Origin of the sequence: Brachyspira pulli, assembly GCF_036997785.1 — a bacterium.
Taxonomy (GTDB): domain Bacteria; phylum Spirochaetota; class Brachyspiria; order Brachyspirales; family Brachyspiraceae; genus Brachyspira; species Brachyspira pulli.
In genome coordinates, this window is the sequence record NZ_JAWLQI010000034.1 from 19426 (window position 1) to 34499 (window position 15074).

The following is a 15074-nucleotide window of genomic DNA, read 5'->3' on the forward strand; positions in this document are numbered from 1 at the left end:
TGTCAAAATTAATATATGTATTTAAATTATTAGAATATACCGTATTTTTCTATAAGTTCATAAGTGGCATCTTCATCATTTTTTATTTTGTTGTATATAATAAGTTCCGGTCTATATTCAAAATGTATAGTATCGTAATTATGCCATTTCCCTCCCCATATAAAACCATACTTCTCAAAAGTTTTAACAACTGTTTTAGGAGGATGCCATCTTTTCTCATAAGGAACAGCATACCAAGCTTTATTATTCACTCTTGTCCAAGCCCAATAAATTTGTTTTCCATTATTTTTTTTAGGCAAAGTATCAAAAGCAACACCATAACTATGATAGCTTCTGCTTGCACTTTTTGAAATAATTTTCCAAACATATCCGCTTACAATTTTTAATGAATCTAAAAATTCTTTTGTTTCCTGATTAGTTTGGGCTATAAGTTTTACTTCCACACTTACATTAGAAAGCTGTTCATATACATAATCATGCACTCTTACTTTGTATCCTAATATACTTTCAGTACTAATATGTTTTACTAAAGAACGTTCATTAGTACCGTCATAAAGCGTATCTAAAAATTTATTATTTATATATTTAGTGTTATTTACTCTTTTTTTGTAGTATTCTTGAAGCTCTTTTGTTCTTTCAGGAGTTTCTTCTTCTAGTTTAGGCATTCCGTCTACAGTATAAGAATAAAATCCGAAAGGTATATAAGCATCTTGATTTGATATATCTTCATCAGTTAATAATTTACCATCAGCCCAATTGAACCATATACCATCTAAATAGAAACCTAATTCTCTATTTCTTATAGTAGGAGGTGATATTCTGTTTGAGTATGCCAAATGTAGAGCTATAGTTTCTAAAGCTCCCGGTCTTATAATCATATCTTTTCTTATTCTCTTTTTTTCTTCTTCTAATTGCTGCTGCTTCAAATCGGCAGTTAAATTAGGAAGCATATTTTTAGTATTATTAATATACATTATTCCTACGGCAGATATAGAAGAAACTATTATAATGATTAATACTATTGTAACAGCTTTGTATTTTGAACTAGCTTTAATTATAAGGCTTATAACCGCTAATACAGCCAATATAGCAGCTATTATTAATACATATTGTAAAACAGTCATATACTCTCTACTAAGTTTGTTTTTAAGTTTAAGAAAAATTATGTTAATTGAGACATAATACTAACATAATTTTCAAATTAATTCAAATTTAATATCGTTAAAAAACTGATATTTAATAGGAATATTTATTATTTAGATAAGGGATTAAAAGGATTGGGCGATGACGGGCTCGAACCGCCGACCTAGTGCTTGTAAGGCACCCGCTCTCCCAGCTGAGCTAATCGCCCTTTCATTTGAAATGATGATATTATATTAGCATGACATTCAAAAAAAGTCAATAGGCAAAGTTAATAAATTTACTTAATTATTAAAAATTATTTAGGTTAAAAATTTATATTATTTTTTTTAAAATATTGTTTATTGGCCGTTTTTTATGTTTTTATTATAAAAATAACACATTTAGTATAATTATTTACTATTATATATAAAAACTTTATCAAAAATATATTGCTAAAATAATAAAAAATGTTATTATAGTATACTGTAAATATGATAAATTTATATAAGTAGAATATTAATTAAATTATGAATATAGAGTTTTTGCTTTCAGCCAAATTTGATAATAGAAGGGTTATTCCCACAAAAGATAGACTATTTAAAGCAATAGTATCATCTTTAAACGAAGTTAATATTAACCCGCTTGTTATGCTTTCTGAGTTTTCTATAATAGAAGACGGCAATACTCTTATATATTCATTTCATCCATCTTCAGATCCGATATATTTTGAGTTTAAAACAGACACTATATTTATAACTATTAGTACAGGTGCATTCGGAGCAGGATATCATAGATTTATAGTTGGTGTTTTAGATAGAATAGCAAGAAGACTTGATATAGAGTTCAAAGAAGATGATACGCATAAAGACCCAAGCGGATATTTTAGAAATAGAAATTTTGAAGATTTAAAAAAGTTCTTTGTTAATTCATTGGCTAGCTATGCCCAAATGCTTATAAATCATCATAATGATAGCGGTTACAATAATTTTATGATATCGATGCCTTTTGATTATCCTTATATAGTAAAGCAATACTTTGCTCTTTCTTCTTTAGGATATTGGGGAAAAAATTGGTTCAGTGATTTTATTAATTCTGGTATTGAAGAAAAGCTTGAATTAGCAAAAGATTTCTTTATTTGGGATAATGAGGAGATTAATGCCAAATTTTGGTTCAAAAGCTGTGTAAGTATGATTTGGCTTTTTTATCCTTTTAGAGATATTATTGATGACAGAGAAAGAACTACATACAAAAAAATTATGTATTCATTTCAAGAAGCATATAAAAAAGATACTAATCTTAAATATCCTTGGGACATATTGATAGATATAGCTCATCAATTAGATGATGAAAATTTGGCAAAGTTTATAGAAAAAAAGAAAAATCCTCATCAGCAAACTGCAGAAATAGGTTTCAGATTAGAATTGGCTAGATATTCTATAGCAGCCGGATTTACAATAGTTTTGCCTATGCGTATGAATATATTTAAAAATAATAAAACTTTAATAGAATTCAAAGATATAAACATATATATAGCAATGCAGGTTTATTCTTTTGCTAATGAAGAAACTGATGTTATTATGGAATATGTATTAAAGCAAATAGATATTGCTGGCGAAGACAAAGGCGATGAGTTAGATGTGAAAGTAGAAAGCAGTCATATAAAAAGCGTAGTATATGAAAAAGAATTGGAAGATCATGATTATATTATTACTGTAGCTGCTGTTACTAAAAAATTAGCCCTTCTTGCTTGGTTTACATATACAGGTGAAGAAAATAGAGATACTTGCTTAAAAGCTATAAAATCCATCGAAGTAGAACATTAATCTGTAAATTAAATATGTTTTATCAAAAGTTATTTGATCTAAAATATTATAATTATCAATAAATAAGTTTAAAAAGTATTGTAAAACTAAATTTTTTATAAAGTTTTAATAAATTTAGTGTATACCTAAACAACTATATTTTGTCAAAAATAAAATTATATTCTCTTTTTAATATATGGGGCTTTGCCCACCACTCTGTGTGCTATGCAGCACCCCACTTCTTTTGCGACCGTAGGGAGTGCCTGCGACCGAAGGAAGTCCTTTAGGGTGGTATTGCCCCAGGCACAGCCCGCCTGTGGCGAAAGGCTGCACTTGGGCTTTAATTCAATAAATTATTTTACATGTAAGACAATTTTAGTATGATTTAGTACTAATTCTATCCTCGCACTTTCGCGAAGCGTATCCGAGCTTGTCGAGGATATAAGCAACTTTGACGAAGTCCGCAGAGCGTATGCGGCGGGAAAAAGTTGACTAAAAAAATGACAAAGTTAAAAATTTTCAGTATATATTATAATAGTGTTTTTAAATTTAAATAATGTTCTAAAAAAAATCAGTTCTTGATAAAAAAAATTATGTAAAGTAATCATAATTACGACCGATAATCTATCGTGTGTTACCTAATAACTATTTAAGTAACTGTTAATTCAAAGGTGGTATTTATGTTTAACTTATATGAAGAACTTACAAAAATAGAGATTCTTTTAGCAAAAGAAATAGAAGTGTATAAAATAATATTGGAAGATGAGGAAAAAAAAGTTAATTCTATAATCAATACTAGATTACAAGATATACATTTATATTGCGACCATCAAAATGAAAAGATGACAGAAGCTAATGAGCTTAGAAAATTAAGAGAAAATGTTATAGACTTGATAGTATTAAATAAATTCCCTCATTTATCAGAAACTGCAACTTTATCAGATATTATTAGAAGAATACCTTTAAATAAAACTGCTAAAATATCTGCATTACGCCTTGAATTAGTTACTTTAATGGCTAGATTAAAACATTTAAACAAATTAGCTCCAAAACTTTTTGATGAAGCTTTAGATTTATTTGCAAATATGAAAGAAGTTTTAAATGAGAGCAAAAAAGTAGGCTATAACAACAAAGGTAAAGAACATGTTGTTAATAGGAAATTATCAGTATTAGTAAATAAGCAAGTTTAATTTTATATAATATTTATATCTTAATTAAACGTATGGCATAGTGTATATGTTATACGTTTTTTTTGTATGTAGTGAAAAATTTTGACAAACTAAAAACATTTTATTATAATAAAAAATATGGAAGATTTAGAAAAGCTTAAAAAAATATTAAATGAACCTATTACAGTAAATAATTTAAATAGGATTAATGATTATTTTGTGCGTTATCTATTTTCACATACTGGAAATGAACATATAGCTTTACATTTTATTAATTCTGTGTTTAAAGATGTGGATTTTGCAACTTTTTCAAAAATTGAAATATTAAATCCATTCAATATAGCAGAAAGTTATGATGAAAAAGAATCTATAGTTGATATAAAAGCTACAACTGAAACAGGAATAACTGTATTAATAGAAATTCAAGCGAGAGGAAATGAAGATTTTGTAAAAAGGGCTTTATTTTATTGGGCTTATAATTACACAAGCAGTTTGAACAGAGGCGGAATTTATGATGAATTAAAAGCAGTTATTAGTATAAATATTACAAACTTTATATTAACAGACGATGTCCATAGCTGCTATGTTTTAAAAGAATTGAATAACAATAGAATATTAACAGACCATTGTCAGTTACATTTTATTGAATTGCCTAAATTTAATTTAACAGATATGACTAAAATAAAAGATTTTGAAAAACTTAATAAAGAATTTATTTCTTGGGTAAAGTTCTTTAAGGGGGAAGACATGTCAATACTTATAAAAGAAAATACTATTTTTGAAGAAGTAGAAAAGAAATGTAATACTTTTGTTAATGATAGTCCTGTAATGGATAAATATAAAAAAAGAGAAATAGATTCATATTTTTTTGATAAGAGTTTGGAGTTAGATTTAAAAAAGGCAAAGGAACAAGGTCTTGCAGAAGGTAGGTCTGAAGGAATTGAAAAAGGCAGAGAGGAAGGTGAAATAAATAAATCTATAGAAATAGCTAAAGGAATGAAAAATAAAAATATGGATATAAAACTCATTAATGAATTAACAGGTTTAAGTATTGATATAATAGAAAAATTATAATTTTAGGTATTTTTTTATAAGAACTAAACTTGTTCTAAATATATCAGTGCTATATATTATAAACAATTTCATTTAAATAATTAAAAAACTAAACAAAAATATTGCAAAATTATAAAAACGATATATAGTATTACTCGCAATAATAATTTAAAATAACGGATACAAATATGAAAAAAGTAAATTTATCAGGAAGAGACTTTATTAATTTAGAAGATTTTACAAGCGAAGAACTATTAGCATTGATTGATTATACCTTCGAGTTAAAATCAAAAGTAAGGAACAATGAAGAAATCGATATAATGAAAAATAAAACAATGGTAATGTATTTTTCAAAACCTAGTTTAAGAACACGTTTGAGTTTTGAAATAGGAATGAAGAAATTAGGCGGAGATGCTTTTGTATTAAAACAAGATGAAATAATATTGGGACAGAGAGAAAGTATTGAAGACAGTGCTAATGTAATTTCAAGATACTGTGATTTGATTATGATTAGAACTTTTGCTCATAGCGATGTTGAAGATTTCGCTAAATATTCAAAAGTACCTGTTATAAATGCTTTAACAGACCTTTCACACCCATGTCAGATTATGGCAGATTTATTTACTATGAAAGAACATTTCGGTAAATTGAAAGGTTTGACATTAACATATATAGGCGATGGTAATAATGTATGTAACAGTCTTTTAACAGGCTGTACTTCTTTAGGAGTTAATATTAAAGTAGGAGTTCCTAAAGGTTATGAACCAGATGCAAAAACTATAGAAGTAGCTAAGAATATAGCAAAAAATACAGGATGCAGCGTTGATATTGTTAATGATGTAAAAGAGGCAGTAAGCGGATCTGATGTAGTTTATACAGATGTATGGGCTTCTATGGGACAGGAGAAAGAGAAAGAAGAAAGACTTAATGTATTTAAGGGCTTTACTCTTACTAAAGAATTATTTGCTCTTGCTAATAAAGGAGCTATAGCACTTCACTGTTTGCCAGCACATAAAGGTGAGGAGATAAGCGAAGAAGTATTCAATATGAATTCTCAATATATTTATGAAGAGGCAGAAAACAGAATGCATGCTCAAATGGCTATAATGAGCAGTATAGTAAAGGAATAATATTTATATTAAATTAATTTTAAATCTTTGTGATTTCTGGAGTTGTATATATACTAAAAATTTATTAATTTTTTATTGTTCTTTTTCCCGCCGCAAAAAGAACCAAAAAGTGCAAGTAAAAAATAGTGTTAAATCATATTAATTATGTTTTTATATGTCAAATAAATTATTTAATTTATACATTTCATAAAATACGATTGGTAGTGGTATCTAGTAAAATATAGCCTTTTTGCTTCTTTGTGGCAACACCAAGTAGGTGCCTTGCCTAGGCACGCAGAGCGTCGGCAAAAGAAGTGGGGTGCTGCATAGCACACAGAGTGGTGGGCAAAGCCCTGCAAATCAATAATTAAATAAAAACATTTTATAAGTAAAGAAGGGATTTATCATGAAAAAAAAATTAGTATTAGCCTATTCAGGCGGTTTGGACACTACAGTTATTATACCATGGCTTAAAGAGAATTATGATTATGATGTAATCGCTGTATGTGTAGATGTTGGTCAAGGTACAGAAACTGACGGTTTAGAGGAAAGAGCTTTAAAAACTGGTGCTGTAAAATACAGATTAGTTAAATGCGAAGATGAATTTGTTACAGATTATATCTATCCTATAGTTAAAGCTGAAGCTGTATATGAGGATAAATATTTACTTGGTACTTCTGCAGCAAGACCTTTAATAGCAAAAAAACTTGTTGAAGTTGCTTTAGAAGAAGGTGCTACAGCTATAGCTCATGGTGCTACAGGAAAAGGTAATGACCAAGTAAGATTTGAATTAACAGTTAAAGCATTAGCTCCTAACTTTGAAATCATTGCTCCTTGGAGAGAATGGAACATAGCTTCAAGAGAAGAAGAAATCAAATACTTGGAAGAAAGAAACATAGAAGTTCCTATGAAAAAAGATGATTCTTATTCAAGAGATAAGAACCTTTGGCATTTATCACATGAGGGATTAGAACTTGAAGATCCTGCTAATATGCCTAATTATGAAAGACTTCTTAAATTATCAAACACTTTAGAGAATGCTCCTAATGAAGGTCAGTTTGTAGAATTAGAATTTGAAAAAGGCATACCAACTAAAGTAGACGGAAAAACTTTCTCTCCTTCTGATTTAGTTAAATATTTAAATGAAATAGGCGGAAAGCATGCAGTTGGTATAGTTGATTTATTAGAAAACAGAGTAGTAGGAATCAAATGCAGAGGCGTATATGAAACTCCTGGCGGTACTATTCTTTATGCTGCTCATAGAGAAATTGAACACTTATGTTTAGATAGAGAAACATTATATTTCAAACAAGTAGTTTCTCATAAATTAACTGATTTAGTATACAGCGGAAGATGGTTTACTCCTTTAAGAGAAGCTTTAAGTGCATTCATTGACAGCACTCAGCAAACTGTAACAGGGAAAGTAAAATTAAAATTATACAAAGGTAATATTATACCTGCTGGTGTTACTTCTCCTTATTCTCTTTATAATCAGAGCTTGGCTAGCTTTACTACAGGCGAATTATATGATCACCATGATGCTCAGGGCTTCATAACATTATTCGGTTTACCTTTAAAAGTTAATGCTTTAATGAAAGAGCAAGCTAAAAAAATGGGGTTAAATATTTAATTATGAAAGAAAAATTATGGGGAGGACGCTTTTCTAAAGAGCTTAACAAGGAAGCTAATGATTTTAATTCTTCATTATCCTTCGATTGTAAGATGTACAAAGAGGATATTTTAGGAAGCATAGCACATGCAAAAATGCTTGGAGAATGCTCAATAATTCCTCTTGATGAAAGCGTAACTATAATAAATGGTCTAAAACAAATTTTAGATGATATTGAAAATAATAAACTTCAATTCGATTTTGAATTAGAAGATATTCATACTCAAGTTGAAAGATGGCTTATTGATAGAGTAGGTGAAGTAGGAAAAAAAGTTCATACTGGAAGAAGCAGAAATGACCAGGTGGCACTTGATTTGAGAATGCATTTAAAAAACAAAGTAGAGAATATAAAATCTTTAATATTAGATTTAATTTCTACATTGGTAAGCATTCAAAAAGAGCATACAAAAACCTATATGAGCGGATACACACATCTTCAAAGGGCACAGGTTATAACATTTGCACATTATTTAGGTGCTTATGTTGAGATGTTTAAAAGAGATTTTGACAGATTGACTGATGCCTATAAAAGAATAGATGTTATGCCTTTAGGTGCCGGTGCTTTGGCTTGTTCTACCTACAAAATAGACAACAAAAAAACTGCTGAAACTCTCAATTTCAAGAATGTTATGCTTAATTCTTTAGATGCAGTATCTGACAGGGATTTTGTTATTGAGGTGGAATCTGCTTTATCAATAATAATGATGCATTTAAGCCGTTTTTCTGAAGAGCTGATATTATATTCTACTTCTGAATTCAGATTTGTAGAATTTGATGATGAGTTTACAACAGGTTCAAGTTTAATGCCTCAAAAGAAGAATCCGGATATACTTGAACTTATTCGCGGAAAGACAGGAAGGGTTTACGGAAATTTATTTTCTATATTGACAGTGATGAAGTCTTTGCCTTTAGCATACAATAAAGATATGCAGGAGGACAAAGAGGGTATATTTGATTCTTTAGAGAATGTTAAGAATTGTTTATCAATACTTCCTAATGTATTAAAAACAATGAAAGTTAATAAAGATAATATGCTTAACTCTGTTAATGAAGGATTTTTGAATGCTACTGAGGTTGCTGATTATCTTGTAAGGAAGGGTATGCCTTTTAGAGATGCACATGCTGTTTCTGGACGTCTTGTAGTATATTCAATAAACAATAACAAAAATCTTTCTACTCTTTCTATAGAAGAATATAAAAAAGAGTCTGATTTGTTTGAAGATGATATTTATACTTGTATAACTCCAGAAGCTCAGGTTTCTAACAAGACAATGATTGGAAGTCCTAGTGAAAGTGCTGTTATGGAAGTGATAAAAATAAACGAAGAGTGGCTTAAATCAAACGGAAAATAAATTTATTATTTTTAAGTAAATAAAAAAATATAAAACAAGAGTGCTGTTGAAAAATGGTACTCTTGTTTTTTTATTGCATTTTTTTACCGCATGATTTTTAACGCACGGTGGGCAAAGCTAAAAATATAAATTTCATTATCAATTCAATTTAAATAATATATTTAAATGCATTTACCGTGCGGTATATGCATTATAAATCTAAATAAATCTTGGGCGGGTGTGCTTTTTCTTATTTGGCTTTTAATATAAATAAAATTTTGAATTTATATTAAAACTATAAATTTAAAAGGGCGGGATTTAAAATAAATCAAAAAAGTAAAATTATTATATTAATTATATTATTAGATAAATTAAAAAATTATATCAACTTTTTTGGTTTTACCAAAGCTGTAAAAATATGAATTTATATTATCACATCATAAATGTTTCTTGTTTCAAGTACTTTAACTCCAACTTCATATTCACGCATATATTTAGCAAGTCTGTATCCGTTAATCAAAATTATTTTTATATCTTTTAATTCCTCAACAACTTTTTTAGCCTGCGGAGTATAATCAGAAGTAGTTATAAAAATTCCTCTGTTTATGCCATTAACATTTTTAAGTCCGTGTGCAAATTTAGTTATTTCAGTATCATTAACTTTATTATTTTCTTTGTAGCATTTGCATTGTATACCTATCATATCGAATCCGAATTTATCCATAGTAAGAGTACCGTCAATTCCTCTGTCTCCGCTTCCGCCTGTTCTGTACTTTTTACCATAACCCATTTTCTCAAGCAGTTCTAAACATATATTTTCAAATTTAGTGCCCTTGTCAACATTGTTCTCACCCATAGACTGTAAACGGTCGAGTATATCTTTCTCCACGCTTTCATAATATTCTTCAATGCTTTTTTCTATTTCATTTCTGTTTTCGTCTTCTATTTCTTCTATATCTTCATCATCTGAATTGCTCTTACTGTTTTCTAAATAAGGAGTTTTTTCTTTTAATGTTTTAAAATCAAAGTTAGGATTTTCCTCATAGAATTTTTTACCGAAGTCAGTTATTTGATATACACCTCTTTCTATATTTTCTATTAACTGGGCTTTTTTAAGATAACTTAATGACCAATCAACTCTATCACTAAATTTAGAATATTTATTCTCTTTTACTAGTTTTAAATCTTCATCAGAAGGATTTGTATATTCTTTTATTTTTTCGTATATTTTAGTTTTATGTACAGCTTCTTTTATATCATATAAATATTTTAGTACATACTTGTCATAATCTCGATATTTCAAAAGTGCCATTTATAAAACTCCTAAGCTATATAGAAAATCATACTTTAATAATTGCTTTTTTACAATTAGTTTTTTATTTTATTCTAAAGCCCGCCCTTTATACTCTTTTGTTTTAAATTTGTAATTGTAGTTTCATTATACTTATTACTTTATTAGAAATTATAGCACCCGCCCAAGTTTTATTTAAATTTATTATGTTTTAACCGCACGGTGAGCAAATCTAAAAATATAAGTTTGATTATTAATTCAATTTAAATAATATATTATAGTGCATTTACCGTGCGTTGATAGAATTCTAAATTTAATCAGCACTTGGGTGGGTATGCTTTTTCTTATTTAGCTTTTAATATAAATAAAATTTTTAATTGATATTAAAACTATAAATTTAAAAGGGTGGGATTCAAAATACATTAAAAAACTTATTTAATTGTATTTTCCTAATAATAAACTATAATTAAGTAAACATATTTAAGTTTTATTAGGATTTATTTATGAAAAGAATATTATTAATTTTTATTTTAATTTTTGCTTTTGTTTTTACAGGATATTCTATTACTTTTAAAGCTGATGAAAATTTTCTTAAACAATATTTCAGCTATGATAAAAAATCAAGTAGTTATGTATTTAATATGAAAAAATTTAATACCTTATCTTTTAATACTCTGAAAATGGGAGATGATTTATTTGTTATACAAACTATAATTAGATTCGATGAACTATTAGAAGGGTTGAAAGAAGTACAATTTAATAACAAGGTAGATACATTTGTAATTCCTAAAATTGATTTAATGCATGCGGAAAATAGTTTGGTCTTCATAGGTTTTAGTAAAATTGATAATATAGATAAACTTATTGATTTTTTTTATAAAGGGAATGTTTATTTAGAATATGTTACAGAAAATAATACCAATAGATATAAGATAAATAATAAAACATGCAAAATATTTTCTGAAATATTGAAATACAATTATGAAAAACAATTAAACGTACAGTAATAAATTTATAAAAAATTAAATTTATTTTTTATAAATATTTTTTCTGCGGGAAAATTATAAAAATAAGTTTAAAAATTTATTTACATATCCCGCCCTTTAGAGTTTATTGCTTTATTTTTGAATTTTAATACTAATTATCTTTATGGCTTAATTATAAATTCTTGCCCCCACCCAAATTGTAATTAGATTTAAAAATTTATTTAACGCACGGTAAACCAAATTAACAATATAATAAAATTTGAATTATAAACAAATCTATATTTTTAGCTTTATTCTGCGTGCGTTATAAGATTATAAATTATTTTATGGTTTTAAAAAATATTAATATTATGATATTATATAAAATAAAAATTATGAGTGATTATTATGTTGGAAAGTGTAGAACAATTTTTGATATCAAATATCAAAGATATAAAAAATAAAACCTTAGCTGTGGCATATTCTGGAGGTATAGACTCTCAAGTTATGCTTAATTTAGCATATAGATTGAAAGATAAATTATCATTTAACCTTATAATAATACATGTTAATTATAATTTGAGAGGCGAAGATTCAACAAATGATGAATTATTTGCTAGAGATATGGCTGAAAAATATAATATAAAAATATATGTTAAAGAAATAAAACCAAATAGTTATAATGGTAAAAATATACAGCTTGAGGCTAGAAATGATAGATATGATTTTTTTGAATCTTTACATAAACAAAAAATATATGATTATTTATTAATAGCTCATAATAAAGATGATTTAACTGAAACTATAATTTATAGAATAATTAAAGGTGCAGGAACGAATGTTTATAAAAGTCTTAGAGATAAAAAAGGATATATTTTAAGACCGATTTTAAATTTCTATAGAAAAGACATTGAGGCTTATGCTAAAAATAATAATCTATCTCATAGAGAAGATTCTTCAAATAAAAAAAATTATTATGCTAGAAATAAAATAAGAAATTTAATAATACCAATGCTTGAAGAAATTAACACAAAGTCAAAAGATAATATTATACAGTTCGCTAAAAGAGTTTATGATGAAAGTGCATTATTAAGAAAAAGAGTTAATAGACTGTATAAAAGAAATATTAATAATAAAACTCTAAATATAGAAAATATAAAAAATATAAATACTTTATTTATAAAAAAGATTATTATTAAATTCTTGGCAAAAAATAATATAGAAATAACAGAGAAAAGAATTATTGAAATACTTAATATAATAAAATCAAATAAGCCTAATATAAAATTAAGACTTGATGATTCTTATTTAATAAAAGAATATAATTCTATAAGTATAAAAAAAATAGAATATAGTGATGAAACAAATAATTATTTAAAAATAGAAAAAGATGGAATATATAATTTCTTTGATAAAAAAGTTGAAATAAAAACTGTTTTAAATAAAAATATTAATTATAAGGATAAGCTATATATAAAAGCAAATTATCCTATTATAATAAGAAGTAAAGTAGACGGAGATTTTTTGTATGCCTATCCTAATGGCAATAAAAAATATCTAAGAAATATTTTTATAGATTTGAAAATTGCTTTAGATAAAAGAAAAGAAATACCAGTAATAACTTCAGATGATAATAAAAATATATTGGCATTATATTTGAAGCCTTATAGTTTGAATAGGATATCAAATGAAGCTGCTATTAGTGATAAAGATGAATATATATTGGAAATAAATTTTTATAATAAATAAAATTAATAAAGGATATAAAAATGGCATTTTCTACTAATGAAAGAATGATATTTGGAAAAGGCGTAGGCTGTGTAGTTATAAAGGACAATAAAGTATTATTAGGACGTCATAATTACGGCAGAGGAAATGGACTTCTTATAATACCTGGAGGATTTATAAATGAAGGAGAACTTCCTGCTGAAGCTGCTGCAAGAGAAGTTTTAGAAGAAACTAATGTAGTAGTAAAACCTATGGAAATAGTATCAATGCGTTTTTCTTCAGATGATTGGTATTTAGCTTTCAGGGCTGAATATATTTCAGGTGAAGCTAGAATCAATGATGAAGAAAATAGCGAGGTTATTTGGCTTGATGTAGAGGAAACATTAAATAGGAAAGATGTTCCGCCGCTTACTAAAGAGGCTATAAAATCTTGTTTGAAATTTACTAATTCAAAAGAAAAACATGCTATGAGCATAAAAGAAGATTATGATGCATCAAGAGAAGTGGGACCTTATGCATATTATGATTAATATAAGATTATCATTATCAACTTTTTAATAATTTTTTAAAAAGTTGATAATAATAAAAAATATTAGACTATATGTGCATTTATCCAATCGATGATTTCTTTAGTTACTTCTTCTCTTTGAATATCATTAAGTATTTCATGTCTACCGTCTTTATAAAGGCTAATATTAACATCTTTAAAACCTAATGACTTATACATTTCATAAACCCATTTAACACCTTTTCCCATATCTCCAACAGGGTCTTTATCACCTGATATTAAAAGTATAGGGAATTCTTTATTCATAGAAGCATAATTATCTTTATTTGAAATTTTTTCTATAAGTTCAAATAATTGAATATAAGTTTCTATACTTGCAGGTTTATCAGAGAAATATTCATCTTCTTGAGCTTTTTTAATTTCTTCTTTATCAGAAGTAAGCCAAGCTAAATCAGATTTATCTTTAGGAAAGAATTTTTTTCCATATCCTCCAACTGATAATTTATCAAGCAAGTATGCTCTTTTTCTTCCGCCGAATATTGATTTTTGAATATTAGCTATAGTTTTTCCTAAATTTTCTATACCTTTATTCTTTCCTCTTGTACCCATTATAATAGCACCATCTAAATCTTTATGATACTTTATTAGAAAACCTCTTGTAAGAAAAGAACCCATACTATGACCAAACATAAAGTAAGGAATATTAGGATAATCGGCTTTAACATTAACCATTAAATGTTTTAAGTCTTCTATTATTAATTCATGACCTTTATCATCAGCCATATGTCCTATTTGGTCTTTACTAACAGTACTTCTTCCAAATCCTCTATGGTCATCGGCACAAACAAAAAATCCGGCTTCTGTTAATTTATTTGCAAACTCTATATATCTTCCGGCATGTTCGCCAAGTCCATGAACTATTTGTACTATTGCTTTAGGTTTAGAATTAGGTATAAAAAGATATGTATACATTCTATGACCATCATCTGATATTAATACTCTATTTAGCATTTCCATAAAAAATACTCCAATATATAAAAAAATCTATTAAAAAATTGCTTTTGCAATATTGTTTTCTGCTTTGAGCATCATCAAGTTTTGTCATTGATTATACACTATTATTGATAAATCCTTAAAATGCTAATAAATTATACAGTATTTTTTTTCTTAATGCAATAAATATTTTTCAAGTATTTTGTTTAAGAGCCATAGATATTGCACACTTTTAGTTTAAAAAAAGAAGGTATTCCTTATAATTTAAATTACTAGAAATAAACCTAAAGGAATACCTATGAAACAGTATAATGCACAACAGAAAAAAAAGATA

The 15074-nt window shown here is 27.0% G+C and carries 12 protein-coding genes and 1 tRNA gene; 9 read left to right on the forward strand and 4 right to left on the reverse strand.

All coding sequences use genetic code 11. The features are described 5' to 3' along the window. Positions 1 to 29 precede the first annotated feature (29 nt). Together R4K56_RS08840 and R4K56_RS08845 are read right to left on the reverse strand one after the other, a co-directional pair. Positions 30 to 1124: a M15 family metallopeptidase gene (locus tag R4K56_RS08840; RefSeq protein WP_335771835.1), complete on the reverse strand. Its 1095-nt coding sequence runs from the start codon at positions 1122 to 1124 to the stop codon at positions 30 to 32. 154 nt (positions 1125 to 1278) lie between these two features. Beyond that, positions 1279 to 1351: transfer RNA gene (locus tag R4K56_RS08845), tRNA-Val, on the reverse strand. A 298-nt stretch (positions 1352 to 1649) separates the two neighbouring features. Between R4K56_RS08845 and R4K56_RS08850 the strand changes: the two genes are divergently transcribed. The 6 genes from R4K56_RS08850 (at position 1650) to argH (ending at position 9276) form a co-directional block, all read left to right on the forward strand. After that, entirely contained in the window at positions 1650 to 2945 is a 1296-nt protein-coding gene (locus R4K56_RS08850; RefSeq protein WP_335771834.1) for a hypothetical protein, read from the forward strand. Positions 2946 to 3604: 659 nt separating this feature from the next. Next, positions 3605 to 4114, forward strand: a complete 510-nt coding sequence (gene flgN, locus R4K56_RS08855) for a flagellar export chaperone FlgN (protein ID WP_297299651.1) — start codon at positions 3605 to 3607, stop codon at positions 4112 to 4114. 117 nt (positions 4115 to 4231) lie between these two features. Then, positions 4232 to 5167: an Rpn family recombination-promoting nuclease/putative transposase gene (locus R4K56_RS08860; protein WP_335770161.1), complete on the forward strand. Its 936-nt coding sequence runs from the start codon at positions 4232 to 4234 to the stop codon at positions 5165 to 5167. A gap of 167 nt (positions 5168 to 5334) precedes the next feature. Beyond that, positions 5335 to 6276, forward strand: a complete 942-nt coding sequence (gene argF / locus R4K56_RS08865) for an ornithine carbamoyltransferase (RefSeq protein WP_335771833.1) — start codon at positions 5335 to 5337, stop codon at positions 6274 to 6276. 385 nt (positions 6277 to 6661) lie between these two features. Continuing rightward, on the forward strand, positions 6662 to 7885 hold the full coding sequence (locus R4K56_RS08870) for an argininosuccinate synthase (RefSeq protein WP_297299655.1): 1224 nt from the start codon (positions 6662 to 6664) through the stop codon (positions 7883 to 7885). 2 nt (positions 7886 to 7887) lie between these two features. Further along, positions 7888 to 9276 (forward strand): argininosuccinate lyase, encoded by a 1389-nt coding sequence (argH, locus tag R4K56_RS08875; RefSeq protein WP_335771832.1) that lies wholly within the window; start codon positions 7888 to 7890, stop codon positions 9274 to 9276. Between the two features lie 403 nt (positions 9277 to 9679). Here the strand turns inward: argH and R4K56_RS08880 are convergent, their stop codons facing one another. Continuing rightward, the gene (locus R4K56_RS08880) at positions 9680 to 10567 is read right to left on the reverse strand and encodes a restriction endonuclease (protein WP_335771831.1); all 888 of its coding nucleotides are present in this window, start codon (positions 10565 to 10567) and stop codon (positions 9680 to 9682) included. Between the two features lie 482 nt (positions 10568 to 11049). Between R4K56_RS08880 and R4K56_RS08885 the strand changes: the two genes are divergently transcribed. The 3 genes from R4K56_RS08885 (at position 11050) to R4K56_RS08895 (ending at position 13769) form a co-directional block, all read left to right on the forward strand. After that, positions 11050 to 11553, forward strand: a complete 504-nt coding sequence (locus tag R4K56_RS08885) for a hypothetical protein (RefSeq protein WP_335771830.1) — start codon at positions 11050 to 11052, stop codon at positions 11551 to 11553. Between the two features lie 366 nt (positions 11554 to 11919). Next, positions 11920 to 13260 carry a tRNA lysidine(34) synthetase TilS gene (gene tilS, locus R4K56_RS08890; RefSeq protein WP_335771829.1) on the forward strand — a complete coding sequence of 447 codons (1341 nt, stop codon included), beginning with the start codon at positions 11920 to 11922 and terminating at the stop codon, positions 13258 to 13260. A 20-nt stretch (positions 13261 to 13280) separates the two neighbouring features. Continuing rightward, the gene (locus tag R4K56_RS08895) at positions 13281 to 13769 is read left to right on the forward strand and encodes an NUDIX hydrolase (RefSeq protein ID WP_335758491.1); all 489 of its coding nucleotides are present in this window, start codon (positions 13281 to 13283) and stop codon (positions 13767 to 13769) included. Between the two features lie 62 nt (positions 13770 to 13831). Here the strand turns inward: R4K56_RS08895 and R4K56_RS08900 are convergent, their stop codons facing one another. Then, the gene (locus tag R4K56_RS08900; protein ID WP_335771828.1) at positions 13832 to 14764 is read right to left on the reverse strand and encodes an alpha/beta fold hydrolase; all 933 of its coding nucleotides are present in this window, start codon (positions 14762 to 14764) and stop codon (positions 13832 to 13834) included. Positions 14765 to 15074: the final 310 nt, after the last annotated feature.

Excerpts from the sequence above, each read along its gene's own strand:
- argF (WP_335771833.1), top strand. The coding sequence starts at position 5,335 with ATGAAAAAAGTAAATTTATCAGGAAGAGACTTTATTAATTTAGAAGAT.
- R4K56_RS08860 (WP_335770161.1), top strand. The coding sequence starts at position 4,232 with ATGGAAGATTTAGAAAAGCTTAAAAAAATATTAAATGAACCTATTACA.
- R4K56_RS08840 (WP_335771835.1), bottom strand. The coding sequence starts at position 1,124 with ATGACTGTTTTACAATATGTATTAATAATAGCTGCTATATTGGCTGTA.
- argH (WP_335771832.1), top strand. The coding sequence starts at position 7,888 with ATGAAAGAAAAATTATGGGGAGGACGCTTTTCTAAAGAGCTTAACAAG.
- tilS (WP_335771829.1), top strand. The coding sequence starts at position 11,920 with ATGTTGGAAAGTGTAGAACAATTTTTGATATCAAATATCAAAGATATA.
- R4K56_RS08880 (WP_335771831.1), bottom strand. The coding sequence starts at position 10,567 with ATGGCACTTTTGAAATATCGAGATTATGACAAGTATGTACTAAAATAT.
- R4K56_RS08900 (WP_335771828.1), bottom strand. The coding sequence starts at position 14,764 with ATGGAAATGCTAAATAGAGTATTAATATCAGATGATGGTCATAGAATG.
- R4K56_RS08885 (WP_335771830.1), top strand. The coding sequence starts at position 11,050 with ATGAAAAGAATATTATTAATTTTTATTTTAATTTTTGCTTTTGTTTTT.
- R4K56_RS08870 (WP_297299655.1), top strand. The coding sequence starts at position 6,662 with ATGAAAAAAAAATTAGTATTAGCCTATTCAGGCGGTTTGGACACTACA.
- R4K56_RS08895 (WP_335758491.1), top strand. The coding sequence starts at position 13,281 with ATGGCATTTTCTACTAATGAAAGAATGATATTTGGAAAAGGCGTAGGC.
- R4K56_RS08850 (WP_335771834.1), top strand. The coding sequence starts at position 1,650 with ATGAATATAGAGTTTTTGCTTTCAGCCAAATTTGATAATAGAAGGGTT.
- flgN (WP_297299651.1), top strand. The coding sequence starts at position 3,605 with ATGTTTAACTTATATGAAGAACTTACAAAAATAGAGATTCTTTTAGCA.